We start from the raw sequence: 22,985 nt of genomic DNA on the forward strand, positions 1-22,985 counted from the left end.
TTGGCACGAAATTCTTGCTGTTCCGTATCCATAGCATCATAAGTCCGTGAGATGCCCTGATCAACAAACCACAGGAACGGAGCTTTTTTGTGACTTATGACGCGCTTATTCCCGTCATCCGGCGGCTGGCCTTGCAGGCAGGCGACAAGATCATGCAGATCTACGAAGCGGATGATTTCGACGTCAAGGTCAAGTCAGACTCAAGCCCGGTAACCGAGGCGGACGAGGCGGCGGATGCTTTGATCTCGGCCGGATTGCGCGAGGCTTTTCCAGATATCCTGCTGGTGACCGAGGAACAGGCAGCTTCGCATTCCGAAAAGGGCGAGACCTTTCTGATTGTTGATCCACTGGACGGCACCAAGGAATTCATAAATCGGCGCGGCGATTTTACCGTAAATATCGCTTTGGTCGAAAACGGCGTACCGACGCGTGGCGTGGTCTACGCCCCTGCACGGGGCCGGATGTTCTATACGCAAGCTGACGGGCAATCGGTTGAAGAAATCGGGGATCTGGACAAAGATCAGCCGGGCGCGCTAACGACAATATCAGTCTCTAAACCGAACAATTCGGCGCTGATGATCGTTGCATCCAAATCGCATCGGGATCAGGCGACCGAGGATTACATCAACAAATATCAGGTGCGCGACAGCAAAAGCGCCGGGTCGTCGCTGAAGTTCTGTCTGGTGGCGACGGGAGAGGCCGACCTCTACCCCCGTGTTGGACGCACCATGGAGTGGGACACCGCTGCGGGCCACGCGGTTTTGGCCGGTGCGGGCGGACAAGTGGTGCGCTTAGACGACCATTCGCCGTTGACCTATGGCAAAGACGGCTATGCCAATCCATTTTTCATCGCCTATGCTCCGGGCGTTGAGCTGAAGGAAGCCTGATGTCAGTATTGATTGCCATTCCCGCGCGCTACGCTTCGACCCGCTATCCAGGCAAACCTCTGGTTCCGCTGACCGGGGCAAACGGAACCAGCATGACTCTGATCGAACGATCCTGGCGCGCTGCGATTTCCGTGTCAGGCGTAGATCGCGTGGTTGTGGCAACCGACGATGACCGTATCCGCGAAGCCTCAGAGGGGTTCGGTGCCGAGGTGGTGATGACTTCAGACACCTGCCGCAACGGTACCGAACGTTGCGCCGAGGCGCACTCGGCTCTGGGTGGCGGTTATGACATCGTCGTCAACCTGCAAGGGGATGCGCCTTTGACCCCGCATTGGTTTGTTGAAGACCTGATCTCGGGTCTGCGCAACGCGCCAGATGCGGGTGTGGCCACCCCCGTGCTGCGCTGTGACGGGGACGCACTGAACGGATTACTGAACGATCGCAAGCAAGGCCGGGTCGGGGGCACTACAGCGGTGTTCGGCAATGACCACAGCGCGCTTTACTTCTCGAAAGAAGTGATCCCTTTCACAGCCGAGACCTATGCCAGCAGTGACCCGACACCGGTATTCCACCACGTCGGAGTTTATGCCTATCGGCCTGACGCTCTGACTGCTTATCCGGGCTGGACTAGCGGTCCGCTGGAGACACTGGAAGGGTTGGAACAGCTGCGCTTCATGGAAAACGGCCGCAAGGTTCTGTGTGTCGAAGTTGAAGCCAAAGGTCGTCAGTTCTGGGAGCTGAACAACCCGCAGGACGTGGCCAAGATCGAAGAAATGATGGCCGCTATGGGGCTTGAATGACAAATATTCTGGTTACAGGTGGTGCAGGTTATATCGGCTCTCATGCCTGCAAGGCACTGGCAAGGGCGGGGTATACGCCCGTAACCTATGACAATCTTGTCACCGGATGGCAGGACGCGGTGAAATTCGGCCCATTCGAGCAGGGCGACCTGCTGGACCGCGCCCGGCTGGACGAAGTGTTCGCCAAATACCAACCCGCCGCCGTAATACATTTCGCCGCCCTCAGTCAGGTCGGCGAAGCGATGGCTGAGCCCGGAACGTATTGGTCGAACAATGTCACCGGTTCGCTGACACTGATACAAGCGGCTGTGGATGCGGGATGTTTGAACTTTGTGTTCTCGTCGACCTGCGCCACCTATGGCGAACATGACAACGTTGTGCTGGACGAGAGCACTCAGCAGCAGCCATTGAATGCCTATGGTGCTTCGAAACGAGCGATCGAGGACATCTTACGTGATTTCCAAGCCGCATATGGCCTGAAGCACGTGATCTTCCGCTATTTCAACGTGGCCGGGGCCGACCCGGATGCCGAAGTTGGAGAGTTTCACCAACCAGAAACCCATCTGGTGCCGCTGATGCTGGACGCCATCGATGGCAAGCGGGGTGGCTTGACTGTATTCGGCACCGATTACGACACACCCGACGGCACCTGCATCCGCGATTATGTACATGTTTGTGACCTGGTCGATGCACATGTTCTGGGGTTGAAATGGCTTGAGCAAGGCAAAGAAAGCCGCGTGTTCAATCTGGGCACCGGGTCGGGGTTTTCGGTGATGGAAGTCATCGAGCATTCCAAGGCCGTCACCAACCGCGCGGTACCCTACAGCATCGGCCCGCGCCGGGCCGGGGATTGCACACGTCTAGTTTCAGGCTCGGTCCGAGCCAAGGAAGAGCTGGGCTGGACACCAAAAAGATCAACGTTAGAGACGATGATCACGGATGCCTGGCGTTGGCATCAGAATGGCGGCTATACCAAGTGAACCTTGAGGATCAGCCGCTGACCTGGGTGCAGCGCTACAGGCTGCGCCTGAAACGCAAGCGGCTGTTGTGGCGATCCTTTCGCAGCCGCCATCAACTGAAGTCGTTGACTGACAACACGCAAAAGATCACACCCGGCGCCATTCTGGCCTTTACCACGCTGCGGAATGAGATCGGCCGTCTGCCGTGGTTCTTTCACCATTATCGCACGCTGGGCGTTGATCATTTTCTGATGGTGGATAATGGCAGCGATGACGGCTCGGTCCCGTATTTGCTTAAACAGCCGGATGTGTCGCTGTGGCGGACTACGGCAAGCTATCGCGCGTCTCGGTTCGGATTGGATTGGCTGACTTGGCTGCAGTGGAAATTTGGGCACGACCACTGGACGTTGATGGTCGACGCCGATGAGTTGCTGATCTACGCCCATCAAAACACCCATACGATGCGCGATTTAACTGCATGGCTGGACGCGCGCGGTCAAACCACGTTTGGGGCGATGATGCTGGACCTCTATCCCAAAGGTCGGCTGGGCAAGCAGAGTTATGATCCGCATTCCGATCCAACCGATTGCCTGAACTGGTTTGACCCCGGCCCCTATCGTGCCCAGCGCCAAAGGCCGATGGGCAACCTTTGGGTTCAGGGAGGCGTACGCGAGCGGGCGTTTTTTGCAGATCAGCCCCAAAAATCACCGACCCTTAACAAGATCCCTCTAACCCGGTGGTCACGACATATGGCCTATGTGAATTCGTGCCATTCCGCGCTGCCCCGGTTCTTGAATTTTGAATATGACGGTCCGGGTGGGCAGACCGCCTCGGGCGTGTTGTTACACACGAAATTCCTGCCTGAGGTTGTCGACAAATCGCGGATCGAAAAACAGAGGCGGCAACATTTTCACGACCCCGATCGGTTCGGCGCCTATTATGACGGGATCATCAGCGGGCCTGATCTTTGGACTTCTGACTCGGTCAAACTAGGTGATTGGCAACAGTTACAAGACCTTGGGCTCATGAACGCGGGCGGATTTCCTGCCACAGGGGGGAAGTAAACCGGATTTAAACCCGTTGCCTCACAAGGTGCAGAGATGTCATAAAACGTTAATGTCCGGCACCACTCAGGCCTCAGGCGGCCCCGGGCAGACGCGCGTATCAAAAAAGGTTGGGCAGCCGCGTGAGCCTTTTGGATTCCTATCGCATGAGATTGCGGCGCAAGCGCCGCCTGCTGCGTTGCCTACGTCGGCGTCGGGATCTGAAAGCGGTGCAAGATAACACCAACAAGATCAAAGAAAACGACATCTTGTTGATGAGCGTGATGCGGAACGAAAAGATCCGCCTTCCCTATTTCTTAGACTACTATCGAAAGCTTGGCATCAATCACTTCCTGTGCGTGGACAACAACAGCGATGACGGCACCCACGAATACCTGAGCAGCCAGCCGGACGTTTCGCTGTGGTGGACGGATGTAGGTTACAAGAATGCGACCTTTGGTCTGGATTGGTCCAACTACCTGCTGCGCCGCTATGCGCATAAGCACTGGGTTCTGACGGTCGATCCGGATGAATTCTTTATCTATCCTTTTTGCGATACCCGCCCGATCCGCGCCCTGACCGACTGGCTGGACGATACTGGTGTGCGCAGTTTCGGCACCATGCTGATCGACATGTATCCCGAAACCGGAATCATGGATGCGCCCTATCATGAGGGCCAGAACCCCTTTGAAGTCGCGCCTTGGTTCGATTCAGGCAACTTCATGATTACCCGCAACCCGACCTATGGGAATCTGTGGATTCAAGGCGGTGCACGCGCACGGGTTTTCTTTCAGAACAATCCCCTGAAGGCTCCGGCCCTGAACAAGATACCTCTTGTGAAATGGCACCGGCGCTACGCCTATGTCAGCTCAACCCACGCCTTGCTGCCGCGCGGGCTCAATCAGGTCTATGAAGAGCAGGGCGGTGAAAAAACCAGCGGAGCGCTGCTGCATGCAAAGCTGATCAATACGCTTGGGGAAAAAGCTAAAGAAGAGTTGCTGCGCGGACAGCACTATGCTGCGTCGGGCGAGTACAAGGCTTATGCCAAGCAGTTAGAGGATAATCCGGTTTTCTGGAACAAATGGTCCGAGAAATACATCAACTGGCGACAGATTGAGATCCTCGGCCTGATGTCCAAGGGGAACTGGGCATGAGCAGCTTGGGCATCGTAATGCTGGTGCACACCGCGCTGGATCGGGTTGAGCAGGTGGCACGCCATTGGGCCGCCTCGGGCTGTCCTGTGGTCATTCATGTAGATCAGAAAGTCGGCGATCCGGCTTATTCCGATTTTGTCGCCGCTTGTTCGGATGAACCGCTGATCCTGTTTTCAAAACGCCATGTCTGTGAATGGGGCGGCTGGGGTATTGTCGCCGCATCACAATCTGCCGCATCGCTGATGTTGGAGAGGTTTCCAGATGTCCGGCATGTATATCTGTCTTCAGGCGCGTGTCTGCCGCTGCGTCCGGTCGCTGATCTGATCGACTATCTGGCCGACCGGCCCCGTGTCGATTTCATCGAAAGCGCAACCACGCGCGACGTCAGCTGGACGATTGGCGGGTTGGATCTGGAACGTTTCACCCTGAGGTTCCCCTTCTCATGGCGCAGGCAACGAAAACTGTTTGACAATTACGTGCGGTTGCAACGCGCCCTCGGTCTGCGCCGCAGAATTCCCGAAGGCCTTGTACCGCATATGGGCAGTCAATGGTGGTGTCTGACCCGCCAAACCTTGTCGGCCATCCTTCAGGATCCCAAGCGCGCCGAATATGATCGCTATTTCCGCCAGGTCTGGATTCCCGATGAAAGCTATTTTCAGACACTGGCACGACTCTATTCCACCCATATCGAAAGCCGATCGCTGACCCTGTCGAAGTTCGACTATCAAGGTCGGCCGCACATGTTCTACGACGATCACCTGCAATTGCTGCGCCGGTCCGACTGTTTCGTGGCGCGCAAAGTCTGGCACAGCGCGAACCGGTTGTATCAGACCTTCCTGACCGACCACGAAGGCGCACTGACCCCGGCCGAGCCCAACCCCGGCAAGATCGATCGGGTGTTTTCCAAAGCGGTCGAGCGGCGCGTTCGCGGTCGTGATGGTCTTTATATGCAAAGCCGCTTCCCTCGCGCGGCTACGGAACGTAGCCTGACAGCCTTTCCCTATTCGGTGTTTCAAGGCTTTACCGAGTTGTTCGAAGATTTCGAACCCTGGCTGACAAACGCCATCGGCGGGCGGGTGCATGGGCATCTGTTCGGTCCCGAACGGGCGCAATTTGCCGAAGATGAGACGATCATCAACGGTGCGCTCAGCGATTGCGCCACGCTACGCGACTATAACCCCTCGGCCTTTCTGTCGAACCTCATCTGGAATACAAGAGGCGAGCGTCAGTGCTTTCAATTCGGGCCAACGGATATTCAGAAAATCAATGAATTCCTGACGCAAGATCAGAATGCACATATTGCGGTCATCTCGGGGGCCTGGGCGGTTCCATTGTTCCGTTCGAACCTGAATTTTGCCGATATCCGGTGCGAAGCTGCCCGCCTACAACAGATCGAAAGCAAACAGCTCAAGCTACTGGATGCCGCTCGGGCAAAGACGCGCATCCGAATATGGACAATGGCAGAGTTTGTGGAATCCCCCATGGAACAACTACAGACCGTTCTGGAGGACATGGGCGCGCCCAAACCCACGCATCTGACCGAGGCGCCGACGATGGTCGATCTGACCGGGTTCGGAAAGTTCCTGCAAAACCTCAAGAACCAAGGGATGCATCCCTATCTGATGGGGGATTTCCCTGTGAATGACGTGTTTGGCGCACAGTCCAAATCGTTCAAGAAGCCCTATTTGGTGCAGTAATCTAAAATGACCCGCCGCTTCGATTATTTCATCGTTCTGGCCGATATGCGCACAGGTTCGAACCTGCTTGAATTACAGCTGAACACGCTGGATGGCGTCACGTGTCACGGAGAAGCGTTTAACCCCTATTTCGTCGGCCTGCCAAAACTGGACAGCGTTCTGGGCTTTACCCTGGAAGATCGTGAACGCGACCCGATGGCGCTGATCGACGCCATCCGAAACGCGCCGGGCGAGATGAACGGCTTTCGCTTTTTTAGCGACCACGATGCGCGGGCGCTGCCACCGGCGCTGGATGATCCGCGCTGCGCCAAAATCATTCTGATGCGCAACCCTCTGGATAGCTACATATCGTGGAAAATCGCTTTGGAAACAAAGCAGTGGCGGTTGGTGAACATTAAGCAACGGCGGGAGGCGCAAATCACCTTCGATGCCGAAGAATTCGCCGAACAGCTCGACCAGCGGCAAGCATTTCAACAAACAGTGCTCAAACATCTCCAGACCACCGGGCAAACACCGTTCTATATCGACTATGACGATCTAACAGATTTGGACGTTCTGAACGGCCTTGCCGCGTGGCTTGGCGTCAGCGCACGTCTTGAAGAACTGAACCAGCATCTCAAACGCCAAAACCCGGCGCCTGCCCTGTCGAAAGTGACCAATCCGGATGATATGGAGCTGGCCCTGTCGCAACGTGACCGCTTCAAGCTACACCATATCCCAAGTTACGAGCCGCACCGCGGGCCGGCTGTTTCGCGCTATGTGGGTGCTGCGCAAACTTCGCTGATGTACCTTCCGGTGCGCGGCGGCCCCGAGGCTGAAGTGGTGCAGTGGATTGCCGATCTGGACGGGGTGTCTCAAGCCGACCTGATCACCGGCCGCAATCAAAAACAGACCCGTCAATGGATGCAGGATCATCCCGGTCACCGCAAATTCACGGTGCTGCGCCATCCGCTGGCGCGCGCGCACGCTGTGTTCTGCGACCGTATTCTGCACACAGGCCCCGGCGCATATGTCAGCATTCGCAATATGCTGAGCCGACGGTACAAGGTCCCGCTGCCTGCCAAGGGTGATCTCAGCAATTATACCCGCGATCAGCATTCCGAGGCGTTCGCGGCCTTTTTGGGCATGCTGCGCAGTATTCTGGCGGGTCAAACCCCGATCCGTGTGGATGGGGAATGGTGCGGACAGGCGCAGACGCTGGAAGGCATGGCCGGTTTCACCATGCCCGACCTGATCCTGCGCGAGGATGAGATGGCAACCGCCCTGCCCGATCTTGCCCACAAAGTAGGGCACACAGCCGCGCCAACCCCGAACAAGGCCAAGCCGGACGCGCCGTTTGCACTTGATCAGATTTACGACGCACAGCTTGAAGCGCTGGCGAAGGAAGCATACCAGCGCGACTATACTGTATTTGGATTTGGTGACTGGAAACCGCTTTGAACCTTGCTTAGGGGCGCAGGGTAATCACGGTTCCTTCATTCACCATGGCGTAGATCTCTTCGATCTCATCATTCTTGACCGCAATACAACCTGCCGTCCAATCCGGGGTCTTCTTAGCCCGCTTGAACTCGGATCGCAGATTGGGTTGTCCGTGAATGAAGATGTCGCCGCCCGGATCAACACCTGCGGCCTTGGCTTTAGCCAAGTCTTCCGAATTGGGATACGATATACCCAACGATAGATGATACCTGCTGCGCGGATTGCGGCGGTCGATCAGATAGGTACCCTCGGGCGTACGACCATCGCCTTTTTTGTTTTTCGTGCCGTTGGGCGCAAATCCTAGATCGATATCATACTCCCGCAAAATCTGCTCGTTATGGAGCAAATACAGCTTGCGTGCACCTTTGTTGATGACCATCGAGGTCACCTCGGGCCCGCGATAAGAAAGAAATCTGGGTTTGGCTGAGGCACACGCTGAAAGGCTCAGCGTTGCCATTGCGCCCATTCCGAATGCTCGACGATCCATTATTTTCACTGCCTGATGCTCTTTTTTGTCAATTATTATGCCAGATTTTCGCGAAACTTAAATCACTTTTTGCTGTTCGACTGTTCCGTCAGGCGGCGTTCGATCGATTCCAGCCTTTCAAGAACCTCATCACGATAGGCATCGGTCTTGACCTCATCCTCGGCATGGTGGGCATCCTGCATCGAGTTCACGATGAGACCGACCAGCAAGTTCACCACCGCAAAGGTGGTCACCATGATGAAGGGAACAAAGAAAAGCCAAGCGTAGGGATACACCTCCATCACAGGGCGGACAATGCCCATGGACCAGCTTTCCAGCGTCATGATTTGGAACAGCGTATAGGCCGACAGACCCAGATCGCCGAACCAATCGGGGAACGTGCCCGAGAAAAGTTTGGTTGAGATCACAGCGCCGATGTAAAACAGGATCGCCATCAGCAGGAACACGCTGGCCATGCCCGGCAGGGCTGAGATGAAGCCTTCGACCACTCGGCGCAGGCGCGGCGCGACCGAGATGACGCGCAGGACCCGGAGGATACGCAGTGCCCGCAGAACTGAAAGCGCCCCTGCACTGGGAACTAGGGCCACGCCCACGATCACGAAATCAAACACATTCCAGCCGCTGGTGAAGAACCGGCGCCCTGTGGCGATCAGTTTCATGACGATTTCGATGACGAATATGGTAAGGCACAGCTTGTCCAACGTCACGATCAGTGGACCCGCTGCGTCCATCAGCGTGGGCGATGTCTCCATCCCCAGCAGCACCGCGTTGAACAGGATCACACCGGTGATGAATTTCCCGAAAGCCGGTGCTTCGATGATGGGCAGCAGTCGTTGGGCGATCACCATGCGGGCGGTCCTTATCTCAGGGTTATTTGTTCAAAATGAACCGAGCGGCAAGTTCGGTGTGTGACGACCATCGAAATTGGTCAACCACCTGTACCCATTCAAGGGCATATCCGGCGTTAACCAGCATTTTTGCGTCACGGGCAAAGGTGATCGGGTTGCACGAGACATAAGCAACCACCGGGCGCATGGCCTGCGCCAGCTCGGCCACCTGCGCCTCGGCCCCAGCACGCGGCGGGTCAAGCACAACGGCGTCGAATTTCTTGAGTTCATCGGGCATGAGCGGGCGGCGGAACAGGTCTCGGGCCTCGGCTGTGACCTGTTTCAAGCCTTGCGCCTTGCGCCAGCCCTGATCCAAGGCCTTCGTCATCTCGGCCTCACCTTCGACTGCATGAACTTCAGCTGTCTGTGCCAGCGGCAGCGAGAATGTCCCGCATCCGGCGAACAGATCGACAATCCGCTTTGCCCCCGACGTAGCATCTGAAACAGCCTGTAATAGAGCCTGTTCTCCGTCTTTTGTGGCTTGTAAAAACGCTCCGGGCGGTGGGGTGACGCCAGCGGTTCCAAAGCGTTGGATCGGAGGCTCACGCATGGCGATAACCTCATCATCCCAACTAAGCCGGGCAAGACCGTGATGCTCGGTCGCTTGCGCGAGCGCCAGCTCCAACGGTCCATCCAGCGGTTTGCCGCCCTTGACCGCAACATCCAAACCGCCTTCGGACAGGGTCAGCGTTACGGCCAACACACCTTTCCGACTGCCACCCAACAACGCCAAGGCTTCGGCCACCGGGATGGCCGCAATCAAGGTTGGGTGCAGCAAATGGCAATCCGGGATTTCGGTAATCGTGTCAGAAGCGCGACCATGAAACCCGGCCAACGTACCCTTCTTGGTGCGCCGTACGGCGATGGTGGCCCGACGGCGGGATCGTTCAGGCGAAGTGTGAATGGGCCGCATCAGGGCATTGAGCCCCTGCGCGGCCAACGCGTTGCGCACCACCTCAATTTTCCACTCGGCGACAAAATTATCGGTCGCATGTTGCAACTGGCAGCCGCCGCAGGCCTTGTAATGACGGCAGGGTGCCTTGACCCGCTGATCCGAGGGTGTTTTGACCCGAATATCGTTCAGAAACTGACCCAGCAACGTACCGCTGACCACTTCACCCGGCAGAGTGCGTGGCGCATAGATCGGACCATCGGCGATTCCGTCGCCCTGATGTCCAAGGCGGTTTATTATGTATTGCTGCGTCATGGAGGCCTGATAACTGGGGTTTGAGCGCAACAAAACCCTTTATTCTGCAGCCTCGGCCTGAATGAAGCCGCCCGATTGGCGATGCCAGAACCGGGCGTACAACCCGCCACGCTCCAGCAGAGCCTCGTGCGTCCCGCTTTCAACGATGTGACCGTGGTCCAGAACAATAATCCGATCCATCTCGCTAAGCGTGGACAGGCGGTGGGCAATAGCCAGCACGGTCTTGCCCTGCATCACCCGGTGCAGTGCCGTCTGAATCGCTGCCTCGACCTCGGAGTCCAATGCCGACGTCGCCTCGTCCAGAACCAATATCGGTGCGTCTTTCAGGATAGCGCGAGCCAGGGCGATCCGCTGTCTTTGCCCGCCGCTCAGCTTCACGCCGCGTTCGCCCAGATGCGCGTCATAGCCCTTGCGTCCTTGCGCATCCTCGAGACCGAGTATGAATTCATGCGCCTCGGCTTTGGTCGCGGCCTCTATCAGCTCATCTTCAGTCGCGTCAGGACGACCATAGAGGATGTTCTCGCGCGCCGAACGATTGAACATTGCGGTTTCCTGCGTGACCATGCCGATCTGGCGGCGCAAGCTGTCCTGAGTGACTTGGCTGACATCCTGCCCGTCGATGCGAATGACGCCTTTTTCGCCGTCATAGAGCCTGAGCAGCAGTGAAACCAACGTTGATTTCCCTGCACCAGACGCCCCGACAATGCCCAGCTTTTCGCCCGGTGCGGCGGTGAAATGCAGATCGGAGACACCGCCAATATCGCGGCCATAAGCAAAACTGACATGATCAAACGCAATCTCCCCTTCTGAGACGATCAGTTCAGAGGCGTTCATCGCGTCCTCGACCCGGTCGCGCTTGGTCAGAGTATGCATCCCGTTTTCAATCTCACCGACATTTGCGTAAAGACCCATCAGTGTGAAACTGACCCAGCCTGTCATTTGTGAGATACGGATCGCCACGGCCCCCGCCGCTACGATATCCCCGGCGGTCGCGCCACCCGCCCGCCACAGCCATAGCGTTGCGCCGATCAATAGGACCGGCAGAACCCCCGCCAGAGTCATCAGGATGAACCGGAAACTGGCCGATAGTTTGCCGAATTCCAGCGACCGTTCACGCAGGTCGACCATGGAATTTCGGGCGGTATGATCTTCGAACTCGGAATGGGCAAACAGCTTGACGGTCTTGATGTTGGTGATCGTATCGACCACCTGCCCCGACACCATCGCCCGCGCCCCCGCCCGCGCGGCAGAGCGTACGCGGATGCGTGGAAGATACCAGCGCACCAGCAGGAAATAGACAACAAGCCAGGCAACAAATGGCAGCATCACAAGCGGGTGAATAGATCCTAATAAAAGCAATGAGCCTGCAAGTGAGGCAATAGCGAAGACAATAGCGCTGATTGTTTCGGACACCACTTGCGTCATGGCGTTCGATGTCTGCATCTGTTTTTGGGCGATACGTCCGGCGAAATCGTCATCGAAATAGGTCACAGACTGGCCCAGCGTCCAGCGGTTCAGTTTTGCCAAAACCAACGGCGTGATGTTGGGCATGACGATGTAGTTGTTTGCCACCGATGACAGTCCGAACAGTGCGGGGCGTAGAAGCATGAAGAATGCGACAGCACCCAAAATGATCGCGAGATTGCCGCCGGTCAGAAACGCCTCGGGGCTGCTGTTGGTGGTCAGATCAATCACGCGGCCCAAGACCCAGGCGGTGCCAGCCTCCATCGCACCCGCGATCGCCGAGAAGGCGGCTGCGACGAACAGCATCGGCCAGGCGCCGGACAAGCTCCAACGGATGAACGCCCCCAGCGTTTGCGGCGGGGGCGTTTCTGTGTCTTTGAACGGTTGGATGAGGTCGGCAATCCTCATTCAGCGGCCTCCGGGTTTAGGAAGCCTCCAGATTGCCGCGCCCAGAACTGAGCGTAAAGCCCTCCTTGCGCCAACAGATCGGAATGACCACCTTGTTCAACGATCCGGCCGCCATCCATCACAAGGATGCGATCCATCTGAGCAATCGTGCTGAGCCGGTGCGCGATGGCGATCATTGTCTTGCCTTGCATCATGCCGTAGAGTGTTTCCTGTATCGAGGCTTCGACTTCGGAATCTAGGGCAGATGTCGCCTCGTCCAATAGCAAAATCGGCGCGTCTTTCAGGATCACCCGCGCCAGCGTTACACGCTGCCGCTGACCACCGGACAGTTTCACACCCCGCTCGCCCACATGCGCATCATAGCCAGTGCGGCCCTCCGGGTCTTGCAGATCGAGGATGAACTCATGCGCTTCGGCCTGTTTCGCAGCGGCAATCATCTGTTCTTCGGTCGCATCAGGCCGACCATAGAGGATATTGGCCCGAACCGAGCGGTGCAACAGAGCACTGTCCTGCTGAACCATGCCAATATGGCTGCGCAAACTGTCCTGCGTGACCTTCGAGATATCCTGGCCATCGATCAGGATCGCACCCTTCTCGACGTCGTAAAACCGCAAAAGCAGCTTTACTAGGGTCGATTTTCCGGCACCTGAGCGACCGATCAGGCCGATCTTTTCGCCTGGCCGGATGGTCAAGTTGACGTGATCCAAACCACCGGTTTCCCGTCCATAGTGATGAGACAGATCGCGTATTTCGATCTGGCCATTACCCAGCCGCAAAGGTTTCGCATCAGGTTCGTCCAACAGATCGATGGGCTGCGCGATGGTCTGCATACCCTCGGCAACGATACCCAATTCGCGAAAGAAGCTGGTCAGCGCCCACATGATCCACCCGGTCATGGCATTCAGCCGCAGCGTCAAGGCTGTGGCGGCGGCCACCACACCGACCGTTGCGCTACCTTGCGTCCAAAGCAAGATCGCCCAACCAACGACTCCCACGATCAGCACACCGTTCAATGCAACCAGCGCGGCATCCATAATGGTGAAAATCCGCATCTCGATCTGGAAAGTGCGGCGGGTTTCCGCAATCGCCTCGCGCGCATAGTCCTGTTCCTGAGTGTCATGGGCAAACATCTTGATCGAGTGGATGTTGGTATAGCTGTCCACCACCCGGCCCGTCACGGTAGATCTTGCATCCGATGCCGCCTGAGATGCCGGGCCGACCCGCTTAACGGTCCAGCGCACCAACGCACCGTAAAACACCAGCCAGATCAGCAATGGCAGCAACAGCCGTGGATCAGCCGCCATCAGCAATATGGCCGCGCCGATCATGTAGGCGATCGAGAATGAAATCGCGTCAAAGACCTGAAACACCACCTCGCCCGCAGCGGGTGGGGTCTGAACAACCCGGTTGGCGATGCGGCCGGCAAAGTCATTTTCGAACCAGCCAACCGATTGACGCAACACATGTTTATGGGCCCGCCAACGGATCAGCGTGCCAAAGTTCGGCAGGATCGTGTTGTTGAGCAGTAAGACGTCAACCAGCTGCAGAATCGGACGAATGAACAGGATCAACGCGGCGACCACGATCAGCTCGGTCCCATGCGCCTGCCAGAATTCAGCAGGTGAACTTCCCAGCAGGTCCACAACGCGGCCCATATAGAAGATCAGTCCGACCTCGACCGCAGCAACGATCACGGACATCAGGGCGGCCAGTACGAAAACGCGTTTGAAAGGCTCCGAATAGCCCAGCATGAAAGGCCACAGCCGTGTCGGCGGCCTGTCTACCTGTTCATAGGCAACAAAAGGGTCAATAAGATTTTCGAAGTAGCGAAACATAGAGAGTGCTCCGATCGAGCAAAAAATAGGTCATGCGAAGAAAGATGGCGCCAGAACACCACCCCTACGGGTCAAAGTGTTCCGGGCTTTAGCCGAACCAGATCCCGTAATACATTCGCATTCCTCCCTCCATATGAGTCAGGCGCACCCTGCCAAATCAAATCGGGTTTGTCATCCCTTTTTGAGACTTCAAATCAGTCGGCAAGCAATTCTTCGCGGCTAAGCGCGAAATCCGACGCGATCCAACGCGCCTCAAGCTCGGCCAGTTTTGCGCCCAGCGCGGGGCCCGAGAAGGCGGGGATCAAATCCGCCGCCTTGATCGGGAAACTGGCCGTGGACCCTTTTTGCAAAGCTCGGTTCAGGTCTTCGGACCAAGGCTGTTCAAGAAATGCATGACGCAAAAGTGTCTCGTGCATTCCGCCTTCCGACCCATAGCGATAACCCAATTCTGCGACACTGGTCGTCGCCATCGCTTCGTCGCGCATCCGAGCCAGACGCTGCAGTTGCGCGCGGCTAAGACGCAGGGTTTTGACCACTTCGGGCGACGCAATCGCGGCCAAACGACGAATCGCTTCGGGCGCTGCAAGGGCGTCTTGTTCCAGCTGAATCAGGATCGGCAGTGCCCGGTCATCAGCCCCGGGTAAGAGCTGCGCCAAAACGCCAGTGACGCGCATGGCGGCAACCGACGGCGCGGGGTCAGGCGCAGCGAGCAGTTTAAGCATCTCTGCCCCGACCCGTTCGCGCGAAAGTGTCTCTAACCCGTCCAAATTTGCAGCTATTGCATCCAGTGCAGCGGGGTCAAAGCCACCATCCACATCCCCGTACCAAGCATGAAACCTGAAATATCTGAGCGACCTTAGGTAGTCTTCTTGGATGCGATCACTGGCCTCCCCGATGAACCGTACGCGACGCGCCTGTAGATCCGGCAGACCGTTCAGCGGGTCAAGGATTGTGCCGTCAGGTTTGGCATAAAGCGCGTTCATGGTGAAATCACGACGCGCGGCGTCTTCTTCGACCTTGTCGGAAAAAGCGACGACAGCACGCCGACCATCCGTTTCGACGTCACGGCGAAACGTCGTGACCTCGTGCGGGATACCTTTGCTGACAATCGTCACGGTGCCATGGTCTATCCCTGTTGGTATCGGCTTCAGCCCAGCTTTCTGCGCCAGTTCCACGACGTGTTCCGGCCCAGCGTCTGTGGCGATATCAATGTCAGAAACCGGCGCCTGCAGCAGAGCATTGCGCACACAACCTCCGACGAATAGCGCCTGCGCCCCGCCATTGGTCAGGGCGGTGCATACATCCTGCGTGGCTTGGTCGGTTAACCAATCTTCTGTGATCCGCTTCATTCACTCATCCGCGCAGCCAATCCCCGCAGCATCCGTGCCGTCGCACCCCAGATATAATAGGGGCCATAGGGCACAGCATAGTAATACCGTCTTTGGCCACGCCAACGGCGCGACTCGACGACATAATTCTCTGGGTTCAGGACATGCGCAAGCGGAACGAAGAAGATCTCATCCACCTCGCCCGGTTCGGCGACTGGTTCAAAACTGGCTTCAAGGATCGCAACAACCGGCGTGACCGAAAAGGACGTCACGGTTTCATGAGTCGGCAGATGACCCAGAATACTGGGTAGTTCTGGCGGAAGACCAATTTCTTCCTGTGCTTCGCGCAAAGCTGTCGCAGTAACGTCGATGTCGCCCTCATCCTGTTTTCCACCCGGAAAGGCGATCTGGCCCGGATGGTGTTTCAACGCCGAAGAGCGTTTGGTCAGGATCAATCGCGGTGCGTCTCCGGTCACAGAAACAGGCACTAACACGCCCGCAGGGCGCAGTTTGCGCCCCGCCGGCAGCACCGTTTCCGGGTTCAGATCAAAGTCACTGGACCCGGACCCGTCACGGCTCAGCGCCTCGGTCAGGTCTGTGATCAGATCACGCGCCATCCGGGCCTTCGGCCTCGAACCCGACGGTCGCAGGGTCCAGCACATAGTGCGCACCGCAGAATTGGCAGTCTGCTGTGACGGTGCCTTCGTCCGTGGTCATTGTCGCAATATCCTGCGCCGAATAGATCGACAGGCTTTGGCGCACGCGATCTTCGGAACAAGTGCAACCGAATTTTACCTGCTGTGCATCATAGACGCGAGGCTGTTCCTCGTGAAACAGACGCACCAGAAGGTCGGTTGGCGCGACGGATGGCCCGATCATCTCCAGATCATCCACGGTGTCGAGCAGGATGTTGACGCGATCCCAGTTCTCGCCCTCTTCACCATCCACCAAATCCGAGGCAGACAGGATCTCTCCGCTGCCCTCCCCGGAAGCGGCAAAGGGCGAGGCTTTGGGCATGTGCTGCAGCATGATCCCGCCAGCGCGCCAGTGTTCACCGACGCCGGGTTCGGTCGATTTGCCAAAGCTCAGCGAAAACCGGGTCGGCAGCTGTTCGGACTGCGCGAAATAGGCTTCCGCACACGCGCTCAGTGATCCCCCGGCCAGTGGGGTGATGCCCTGATAAGGCTGTGTACCTTCACCTTGGTCAATCATGATGGCGAAGTACCCGTCACCCACCTGATCGAAAGGGGCTGCATCGGTCAGCCGGTCGCGGTCAAAGCTCGCATAGGCGCGGATCTGCGCGGGTTCACCCTCGACCTGTGGCGCATAATAATCGGTTGCGATCATCCGCACTGCGCCCTTGGATTGCACCTGCAGAGACAGCTTCCAGCGCAGCGATACCGTTTGCCCTATCAATGCAGTCAGCAGGGCCATCTCGGCCACCAGCGCCTCGACCACCTCCGGGTAGTCGTGCTGTTTCAAGATGCCGCCCAACACGCCGTCCAGCCGGGCCACGCGGCCTCGCATGTCGGGTATATCGAGTTGAAAGGGCAGGACGGTATCGTCCCACGCGATTTTGGTTCCAATAGACATGGGGTTTCCTTAAGCGCCACAGGTTGGCATACCGCCACCATATAGGTTGAACAGTTTGGGTTGAAAGGGGCCTTACATGATCAGACGGTTCGGTGAAAGCCCCGAGGCAGAGCGAAAATACACCCGGCGGGTCGGCGTTTATGCCCTATTGCCACAAGGCAACCGATTGCTGCTGACCTGTCAGCTGGAACCCGGACCCGATCTGCAGCTGCCGGGCGGCGGCATCGATCCGGGGGAATCACCCATTACAGCGCTTCACCGTGAGGTTTACGAAGAAACCGGCTGGCTGATCGCCGCGCCCCGGAGAGTGGGTGCGTTTCGTCGATATACCTACATGCCGGAATACGATCTGTGGGCCGAGAAGGTCTGCCTGATTTACCGCGCCCACCCGGTCAGACGCCTAGGCCCTCCGACCGAAGACCTTCACGAGGCCATTTGGATGGAGACCGCAGATGCCGTTCATCTGTTGGGCAACGAGGGCGACGCCCATTTCGCCCAGCGCCACCTGCATGGGCTTTAAGGTCCGTTATATTCAAAAAACACTGCAGAGACATCATCCGCAATTCCGCTGTCCGGTGACATCACCTGTGTAAGACGCCAGAACATGTCATCCAGGAATTCCGGTCCACCGTGATCGGCGGCGCATTCAACAGCCATCGCCTTCAACCCGTCATCATCCAGCAGACTGCCGTCGGCGAGCTGGCATTCGGTGAACCCGTCCGAATGCAAGAGCAGCTTGTCGCCCGGTTGCATATAGGATTCCGTCTGCTGAAACTGCGCCTCAGGCAGCAAACCAATGGGCAATCCGCCTTCGCCCAGAAACTCGGTTTTGCCATCACGGCGCAGCAACAGCGGATGCGGGTGTCCGGCCTGCACCATTTTCAGATGTCCGTTGCGCAGATCGATGATGGCATAGACCATGGTGAAATACTCTTCGATCCCGGCATCGGCGATCAGACGCGAGTTGAGCAGCGAAGCGACCTCTTCGGGTGGCAGAAGGGCGTAGAATTTATTGAAACGACGCTCCATCGCAATGTTCTGATCGAAATGCGTGCTGGACAGATACCCGCCCAGCCGTGCCGTCATCATCGCAGAGGTGATCCCGTGGCCGGAGACATCGATGCTGTAAAACCCCAGCCGATTGACACCGGGCGAAAACATCCCCACCAGGTCACCACCGATATGACCACAGGGTTTCAGAAGCAGGCTGACCTGTGAGTTGCCAAAGGTCCCCTTCAATTCAGGCACCAGCGAATCCTGAATTTTGCGCGCCTGCATCAGGTCTTTATCGATCGCATCATGGGCAAGCTTCAGTTCGTTCAGCGCTGTTTCGATCAACTGGTTTTTTCGGGACAATTCGCGTTGCATGTCAAGAATACGCGCCCCGGCCGATATGCGCGCACGCAGCTCATCAGCCTCAAGCGGCTTGATCAGAAAATCGTCTGCCCCAGCATCCAGACCGCGCGCGACCTCCTGCTTTTCGCTTTTTGAGGTCAGAAGAATGAAATAGCTATATTGCTCACTGTCCAGCTCTCGGAAGGCGCGACAAAACTCAAGCCCGCCCATACCTGGCATGACCCAGTCGCTTAGAACAAGATCAGGTGGGTCCGAGGTGCAAAGCTCTATCGCGGCTTCACCACTGTCGGCTTCAAGAACCTCGAATCCCCACTTTTTTAGCGAGGCCACCAGAATGCGCCGCTGCAGACGGCTGTCGTCCACAATAAGAACCTTGCGGATCGCGCCAAAATCCAGCTCGACCCGGGCCTCTACTTGACTGGCATCCGGCACCATGAAGTCCCTGTACTTGCTCAACTCTCCAGTTGTCGCAACGCTATGCCTCTCAGCTTAACATCCTATGAAAAACCAAATCGCCGCGATTTAACCCCATCTTTACCCGCGACGGTCTAACAACATGCAACCGCAAGAGGGTGGCATGATTCAGTGGTCCAGAGTCAGACAGTTACGTGATGAAGTCGGCGCAGACGAGTTCACCGAGGTTGTCGAAATCTTTTTGGACGAGGTTCAGGAAGTTATCACTAAGCTACGCGATGACACTACCCGCTCCGAGATCGAACAGAACCTACATTTCCTGAAGGGCAGCGCGCTGAGTCTTGGCTTTGATAGTTTCTCGAAACTGTGCCAGGACGGTGAGCGACGCGCAGCCGCTGGTGAAAGCGCCGCCGTTGATTTGCTGGCGATTATCGCGGCCTACGACGAGTCGAAAAAACTGTTTCAGGCCGGTCTGGCCGAAAACCTGCGCTAGATCACAAACTGTGCCAGCGTCTCGTCTTCGGTGATATCCGTATAAGTAAACCCGGCTTCATCCAGATGCGCAAACAGGCGCATGAAATTCTCGGGCTTGCGGGTTTCGATTCCGATCAGGACCGAGCCAAAGTTGCGCGCCGATTTCTTCATGTATTCGAACCGTGCGATATCATCCTCAGGGCCGAGGATGCCGAGGAATTCTTTCAGGGCACCGGGGCGCTGCGGTAGGCGCAGGATGAAGTATTTCTTCACCCCGGAATAGCGCTGCGCACGTTCTTTGACCTCTGGTAAACGCTCGAAATCGAAGTTCCCGCCCGAGGTGACACAGACCACCGTCTTGCCACGCACAAAGCTTTGCACGTCACCCACGGCCTCAACCGCCAATGCACCGGCAGGTTCCAGAACGATGCCCTCGACATTCAGCATCTCGATCATGGTGGTACAGATGCGGTCTTCGGACAAAGTCAGCACATCCGACAGATGCCGCGATTTCAGCAATTCAAACGGTTTCTCACCAATCCGGCCTACTGCTGCGCCATCGACAAATGTATCCACATGATCCAGCGCCACCGGGTGCCCCGCTGCCAGCGCCGCGCGCAAACACGCCCCGCCGGCCGGTTCCACGAACAGGCAATGCGCCCGGTCCCCGAACCAGGTCGCCACCCCCGAAGACATACCGCCGCCGCCAACCGGCAGAATTACATGATTGGGCACTTGGCCCAATTGCTCTTCGATCTCAACCGCCAAAGAGGCCTGCCCCTCAATCACATCCGCATCATCGAACGGAGACAGGAAATACCCGCCCTGTTCTGCGCACCAGCTTTGCGCCGCAGCCAGCGTGTCATCGAAATAGTCACCGATTAGATGAACCTCGATATTGTCGCCGCCGAAAATGCGCGTCTTCTGGATCTTCTGCTGCGGCGTGGTCACCGGCATGAAGATCACACCCCGCACACCCAGATGCTTACACATATAGGCCACGCCCTGCGCATGGTTGCCAGCGCTGGCGCAAACGAAAAGGTCCTGCCCCTGCTGCTTGCGCATCGCATTGAACGCACCGCGGATTTTATACGACCGCACCGGGCTGAGGTCTTCGCGCTTGAGCCAGATATCCGCGCCGTAACGGTCGGACAGATGGGCGTTCCGCTGCAACGGAGTTGCCGGAAACACTGAGCGCATTGCCTTTTCGGCAGCGCGGGCGCGGGTCGTGAAATCAGTCATGTTGGATTCCCTGCCCCATCATCGTCGAAAGGGCAAGGAATACATATGTGTACGAGGGTCAGCGCAGTTCGCGTTTTTCAACTACGAAACCATAGAGTGCTGTCATGATACTGATACCCAGCATGAACAGGAACCACTGAGCAACTAGGAAATAGACAACACCACCAACTATCGGAGCAAGGGGTGTTAGTAGCAGCAGGTTCGGAATCGCAGTTAAAACGCCAACGCAAAGTGCCGCGACGAAGATTGGCTTCGAGTATTCCTTGGTTATGCTCCAAGAGTCTGGAGCCCTCATAAACTCTCCGATTGCTGCGGCCGGAAGCACGAGCGATAGCCGCATCGTGATGTATGAGATGACAACCCCAAGCAAAAAACCAAGAAGTGTTCCGTCATTAGTTGACACATTGCCTCCATTGAAGAGGGCTGCGGGTATAATGAAAATCAAAAGTGCGACAAAACAGAATAGAATGCTCAACGGAATAATCCTTAGGAATGCGCCAGCATAGGCCCAAATCCTATCTCTTTTCCAAACTGGCCATGCCAGATGAGGTTCGACGCTTTGAAGTACATAACGATGCCAGCCCACAGCAACCCAAACGAGTACGATCAAGTAGGTAGCTATCAAAGCTAAAATGCCAAATAGGAAGGGTCCCGTAGCACTGGAAATATCATCTGCCTGTGCCAAACCTTCCATCGGAAATATAGTCAGTAAATAGAAAGCCGCGCCCAAACCAAGAAACGGAAAAACGCTCAGCCTTAACGCAACCGATATGTTGTCCAAGAGCATTAGAACCGCATGTCTAAATATCCTGTAGCCTAACAAACTGTACCGCCCTCTCAACCAATCCTTGTTCTCTATCCGCCCGTTTCACCCCAATTCCCGGGCTGCGTCAATCCACACAGCTTGCCCCCACGCCCAAAACCCGTTAGGGGCCAGTCGTTCTACGCATAAAGGGAAGTCAGATGTCCGCGCCCAAGAAAGTTGTTCTGGCCTATTCCGGTGGCCTTGATACCTCGATCATTCTGAAATGGCTGCAGACCGAGTATGGTTGTGAGGTCGTAACCTTCACCGCCGATCTGGGTCAGGGCGAAGAGCTTGAGCCAGCCCGCAAGAAGGCTGAACTGCTGGGGATCAAGCCCGAGAACATCTATATCGAAGACATCCGAGAAGAATTCGTTCGCGACTTTGTCTTCCCGATGTTCCGCGCCAATGCGCAGTATGAAGGCCTGTATTTGCTGGGCACGTCGATTGCGCGCCCTCTGATCTCGAAACGTCTGGTCGAGATCGCCGAAGCGACCGGTGCTGACGCTGTGGCCCACGGCGCGACTGGCAAGGGCAACGATCAGGTTCGTTTTGAACTGGCTGCTTACGCACTGAATCCCGAAATCAAGGTGATCGCGCCGTGGCGTGAGTGGGACCTGACCAGTCGTACCAAGCTGTTGGAATTTGCCGAGGCCAACCAGATCCCGATCGCCAAGGACAAGCGTGGTGAGGCCCCGTTCTCGGTCGATGCCAACCTGCTGCACACCTCGTCCGAGGGTAAGGTTCTGGAAGACCCCGCCGATATGGCACCCGACTATGTCTATCAGCGCACCGTCCACCCCGAGGAGGCGCCGAACGAGCCGGAGTTTATCGAGATCGGTTTTGAAAAAGGCGACGCGGTCAGCATCAATGGCGAGGCGATGAGCCCCGCGACCATCCTGACCAAGCTGAACGAATATGGCGGCAAGCACGGCATCGGTCGTTTGGACCTGGTTGAAGGCCGGTTCGTGGGCATGAAATCGCGCGGCATCTACGAAACTCCCGGCGGCACCATCCTGCTGGAAGCACATCGTGGCATCGAATCCATCACCATGGACCGGGGCGCGATGCACCTGAAAGACCAATTGATGCCGCAATATGCCGAGCTGATCTATAACGGCTTCTGGTACAGCCCCGAGCGTGAGATGCTGCAGGCGGCCATCGACAAGTCGCAAGAGCATGTCACCGGTACCGTTCGCGTGAAACTGTACAAAGGTCTTGCCTCAACCGTGGGCCGCTGGTCGGATCATTCGCTGTACTCCGAGGCGCACGTGACCTTTGAGGAAGACGCCGGTGCATATGACCAGAAAGATGCGGCAGGCTTCATCCAGTTGAACGCACTGCGCCTGAAGCTTCTGGCCGCGCGTGACAAACGGCTGAGCAAATAAGCGTTTAGAATTTTAGATCTGGCCCCGGTGTCTGATCAGGCACCGGGGTTTTTCTTTACCGGGTTTCCGTCGGGTCGGGCT

General features: G+C 56.9%; 21 protein-coding genes. 10 read left to right on the top strand and 11 right to left on the bottom strand.

The window, feature by feature from the left end:
• Window positions 1-89 precede the first annotated feature (89 nt).
• The 7 genes from cysQ to ACR0A1_RS19110 all read left to right on the top strand — a co-directional run bounded on the left by cysQ (window position 90) and on the right by ACR0A1_RS19110 (window position 7,980).
• A complete protein-coding gene (gene cysQ / locus ACR0A1_RS19080; protein ID WP_480754953.1) occupies window positions 90-887 on the top strand; it encodes a 3'(2'),5'-bisphosphate nucleotidase CysQ in 798 nt (265 codons plus the stop codon).
• Window positions 887-1,687, top strand: coding sequence for a 3-deoxy-manno-octulosonate cytidylyltransferase family protein (locus tag ACR0A1_RS19085; RefSeq protein WP_480571673.1), 801 nt, complete (start codon window positions 887-889; stop codon window positions 1,685-1,687). Before cysQ ends, ACR0A1_RS19085 begins: the two co-directional genes overlap by 1 nt.
• Window positions 1,684-2,667, top strand: a complete 984-nt coding sequence (galE, locus tag ACR0A1_RS19090; RefSeq protein ID WP_170613528.1) for a UDP-glucose 4-epimerase GalE — start codon at window positions 1,684-1,686, stop codon at window positions 2,665-2,667. The genes ACR0A1_RS19085 and galE overlap by 4 nt, the downstream gene beginning before the upstream one ends.
• Complete coding sequence (locus ACR0A1_RS19095; protein WP_480868822.1) at window positions 2,664-3,710, top strand: glycosyltransferase family 2 protein; 1,047 nt, start codon at window positions 2,664-2,666, stop codon at window positions 3,708-3,710. Before galE ends, ACR0A1_RS19095 begins: the two co-directional genes overlap by 4 nt.
• 146 nt (window positions 3,711-3,856) lie before the next feature.
• Window positions 3,857-4,843: a glycosyltransferase family 2 protein gene (locus tag ACR0A1_RS19100; protein WP_170408823.1), complete on the top strand. Its 987-nt coding sequence runs from the start codon at window positions 3,857-3,859 to the stop codon at window positions 4,841-4,843.
• Window positions 4,840-6,540, top strand: a complete 1,701-nt coding sequence (locus ACR0A1_RS19105; RefSeq protein WP_170515455.1) for a DUF5927 domain-containing protein — start codon at window positions 4,840-4,842, stop codon at window positions 6,538-6,540. The genes ACR0A1_RS19100 and ACR0A1_RS19105 overlap by 4 nt, the downstream gene beginning before the upstream one ends.
• A gap of 6 nt (window positions 6,541-6,546) precedes the next feature.
• Window positions 6,547-7,980, top strand: coding sequence for a nodulation protein NodH (locus ACR0A1_RS19110; RefSeq protein ID WP_480868824.1), 1,434 nt, complete (start codon window positions 6,547-6,549; stop codon window positions 7,978-7,980).
• Window positions 7,981-7,987: 7 nt separating this feature from the next.
• Here ACR0A1_RS19110 and ACR0A1_RS19115 read toward each other — a convergent pair whose 3' ends face one another.
• The 8 genes from ACR0A1_RS19115 to hslO all read right to left on the bottom strand — a co-directional run bounded on the left by ACR0A1_RS19115 (window position 7,988) and on the right by hslO (window position 17,228).
• Window positions 7,988-8,506 carry a L,D-transpeptidase family protein gene (locus ACR0A1_RS19115; protein WP_170408782.1) on the bottom strand — a complete coding sequence of 173 codons (519 nt, stop codon included), beginning with the start codon at window positions 8,504-8,506 and terminating at the stop codon, window positions 7,988-7,990.
• A 62-nt stretch (window positions 8,507-8,568) separates the two neighbouring features.
• The gene (locus ACR0A1_RS19120) at window positions 8,569-9,354 is read right to left on the bottom strand and encodes an ion transporter (RefSeq protein WP_170515151.1); all 786 of its coding nucleotides are present in this window, start codon (window positions 9,352-9,354) and stop codon (window positions 8,569-8,571) included.
• Window positions 9,355-9,376: 22 nt separating this feature from the next.
• Window positions 9,377-10,600 (bottom strand): class I SAM-dependent RNA methyltransferase, encoded by a 1,224-nt coding sequence (locus ACR0A1_RS19125; protein ID WP_480868826.1) that lies wholly within the window; start codon window positions 10,598-10,600, stop codon window positions 9,377-9,379.
• A gap of 39 nt (window positions 10,601-10,639) precedes the next feature.
• Window positions 10,640-12,472: an ABC transporter ATP-binding protein gene (locus ACR0A1_RS19130; RefSeq protein ID WP_170399345.1), complete on the bottom strand. Its 1,833-nt coding sequence runs from the start codon at window positions 12,470-12,472 to the stop codon at window positions 10,640-10,642.
• Window positions 12,469-14,307 carry an ABC transporter ATP-binding protein gene (locus ACR0A1_RS19135; protein WP_480868829.1) on the bottom strand — a complete coding sequence of 613 codons (1,839 nt, stop codon included), beginning with the start codon at window positions 14,305-14,307 and terminating at the stop codon, window positions 12,469-12,471. Before ACR0A1_RS19135 ends, ACR0A1_RS19130 begins: the two co-directional genes overlap by 4 nt.
• Before the next feature lie 194 nt (window positions 14,308-14,501).
• Complete coding sequence (locus ACR0A1_RS19140; RefSeq protein WP_480868830.1) at window positions 14,502-15,656, bottom strand: CCA tRNA nucleotidyltransferase; 1,155 nt, start codon at window positions 15,654-15,656, stop codon at window positions 14,502-14,504.
• Window positions 15,653-16,252 carry a CoA pyrophosphatase gene (locus ACR0A1_RS19145; RefSeq protein ID WP_170399354.1) on the bottom strand — a complete coding sequence of 200 codons (600 nt, stop codon included), beginning with the start codon at window positions 16,250-16,252 and terminating at the stop codon, window positions 15,653-15,655. Before ACR0A1_RS19145 ends, ACR0A1_RS19140 begins: the two co-directional genes overlap by 4 nt.
• Window positions 16,242-17,228: an Hsp33 family molecular chaperone HslO gene (gene hslO / locus ACR0A1_RS19150; RefSeq protein ID WP_170399357.1), complete on the bottom strand. Its 987-nt coding sequence runs from the start codon at window positions 17,226-17,228 to the stop codon at window positions 16,242-16,244. Before hslO ends, ACR0A1_RS19145 begins: the two co-directional genes overlap by 11 nt.
• Before the next feature lie 76 nt (window positions 17,229-17,304).
• On the opposite strand from hslO, the gene ACR0A1_RS19155 reads away from it, so the two are divergent.
• Window positions 17,305-17,748, top strand: a complete 444-nt coding sequence (locus ACR0A1_RS19155) for an NUDIX hydrolase (RefSeq protein WP_170399359.1) — start codon at window positions 17,305-17,307, stop codon at window positions 17,746-17,748.
• Here ACR0A1_RS19155 and ACR0A1_RS19160 read toward each other — a convergent pair.
• Complete coding sequence (locus ACR0A1_RS19160) at window positions 17,745-19,019, bottom strand: PP2C family protein-serine/threonine phosphatase (RefSeq protein WP_480868865.1); 1,275 nt, start codon at window positions 19,017-19,019, stop codon at window positions 17,745-17,747. The two genes, ACR0A1_RS19155 and ACR0A1_RS19160, sit on opposite strands and share 4 nt — an antisense overlap.
• A gap of 142 nt (window positions 19,020-19,161) precedes the next feature.
• Between ACR0A1_RS19160 and ACR0A1_RS19165 the strand changes: the two genes are divergently transcribed.
• Complete coding sequence (locus ACR0A1_RS19165; RefSeq protein WP_223118324.1) at window positions 19,162-19,491, top strand: Hpt domain-containing protein; 330 nt, start codon at window positions 19,162-19,164, stop codon at window positions 19,489-19,491.
• Here ACR0A1_RS19165 and ilvA read toward each other — a convergent pair.
• Window positions 19,488-20,714: a threonine ammonia-lyase IlvA gene (ilvA, locus tag ACR0A1_RS19170; RefSeq protein ID WP_223117303.1), complete on the bottom strand. Its 1,227-nt coding sequence runs from the start codon at window positions 20,712-20,714 to the stop codon at window positions 19,488-19,490. The genes ACR0A1_RS19165 and ilvA overlap by 4 nt on opposite strands.
• Before the next feature lie 58 nt (window positions 20,715-20,772).
• Window positions 20,773-21,501, bottom strand: a complete 729-nt coding sequence (locus tag ACR0A1_RS19175) for a hypothetical protein (RefSeq protein WP_480868834.1) — start codon at window positions 21,499-21,501, stop codon at window positions 20,773-20,775.
• Window positions 21,502-21,677: 176 nt separating this feature from the next.
• On the opposite strand from ACR0A1_RS19175, the gene ACR0A1_RS19180 reads away from it, so the two are divergent.
• Window positions 21,678-22,904 carry an argininosuccinate synthase gene (locus tag ACR0A1_RS19180; RefSeq protein ID WP_170802774.1) on the top strand — a complete coding sequence of 409 codons (1,227 nt, stop codon included), beginning with the start codon at window positions 21,678-21,680 and terminating at the stop codon, window positions 22,902-22,904.
• The last annotated feature ends 81 nt before the right edge of the window (window positions 22,905-22,985 follow it).

Source organism: Ruegeria sp. D6, from assembly GCF_056534365.1.

What these genes read in the sequence shown, in the direction of transcription:
- ACR0A1_RS19115 (WP_170408782.1), bottom strand. Translation starts at nt 8,506, where the DNA reads ATGGATCGTCGAGCATTCGGAATGGGCGCAATGGCAACGCTGAGCCTT.
- ACR0A1_RS19135 (WP_480868829.1), bottom strand. Translation starts at nt 14,307, where the DNA reads ATGTTTCGCTACTTCGAAAATCTTATTGACCCTTTTGTTGCCTATGAA.
- ACR0A1_RS19145 (WP_170399354.1), bottom strand. Translation starts at nt 16,252, where the DNA reads ATGGCGCGTGATCTGATCACAGACCTGACCGAGGCGCTGAGCCGTGAC.
- ACR0A1_RS19100 (WP_170408823.1), top strand. Translation starts at nt 3,857, where the DNA reads ATGAGATTGCGGCGCAAGCGCCGCCTGCTGCGTTGCCTACGTCGGCGT.
- ACR0A1_RS19180 (WP_170802774.1), top strand. Translation starts at nt 21,678, where the DNA reads ATGTCCGCGCCCAAGAAAGTTGTTCTGGCCTATTCCGGTGGCCTTGAT.
- ACR0A1_RS19105 (WP_170515455.1), top strand. Translation starts at nt 4,840, where the DNA reads ATGAGCAGCTTGGGCATCGTAATGCTGGTGCACACCGCGCTGGATCGG.
- ilvA (WP_223117303.1), bottom strand. Translation starts at nt 20,714, where the DNA reads ATGACTGATTTCACGACCCGCGCCCGCGCTGCCGAAAAGGCAATGCGC.
- ACR0A1_RS19155 (WP_170399359.1), top strand. Translation starts at nt 17,305, where the DNA reads ATGATCAGACGGTTCGGTGAAAGCCCCGAGGCAGAGCGAAAATACACC.
- ACR0A1_RS19130 (WP_170399345.1), bottom strand. Translation starts at nt 12,472, where the DNA reads ATGAGGATTGCCGACCTCATCCAACCGTTCAAAGACACAGAAACGCCC.
- ACR0A1_RS19085 (WP_480571673.1), top strand. Translation starts at nt 887, where the DNA reads ATGTCAGTATTGATTGCCATTCCCGCGCGCTACGCTTCGACCCGCTAT.
- ACR0A1_RS19120 (WP_170515151.1), bottom strand. Translation starts at nt 9,354, where the DNA reads ATGGTGATCGCCCAACGACTGCTGCCCATCATCGAAGCACCGGCTTTC.
- ACR0A1_RS19125 (WP_480868826.1), bottom strand. Translation starts at nt 10,600, where the DNA reads ATGACGCAGCAATACATAATAAACCGCCTTGGACATCAGGGCGACGGA.
- ACR0A1_RS19140 (WP_480868830.1), bottom strand. Translation starts at nt 15,656, where the DNA reads ATGAAGCGGATCACAGAAGATTGGTTAACCGACCAAGCCACGCAGGAT.
- ACR0A1_RS19165 (WP_223118324.1), top strand. Translation starts at nt 19,162, where the DNA reads ATGATTCAGTGGTCCAGAGTCAGACAGTTACGTGATGAAGTCGGCGCA.
- ACR0A1_RS19110 (WP_480868824.1), top strand. Translation starts at nt 6,547, where the DNA reads ATGACCCGCCGCTTCGATTATTTCATCGTTCTGGCCGATATGCGCACA.
- ACR0A1_RS19160 (WP_480868865.1), bottom strand. Translation starts at nt 19,019, where the DNA reads ATGGTGCCGGATGCCAGTCAAGTAGAGGCCCGGGTCGAGCTGGATTTT.
- ACR0A1_RS19175 (WP_480868834.1), bottom strand. Translation starts at nt 21,501, where the DNA reads ATGCTCTTGGACAACATATCGGTTGCGTTAAGGCTGAGCGTTTTTCCG.
- hslO (WP_170399357.1), bottom strand. Translation starts at nt 17,228, where the DNA reads ATGTCTATTGGAACCAAAATCGCGTGGGACGATACCGTCCTGCCCTTT.
- galE (WP_170613528.1), top strand. Translation starts at nt 1,684, where the DNA reads ATGACAAATATTCTGGTTACAGGTGGTGCAGGTTATATCGGCTCTCAT.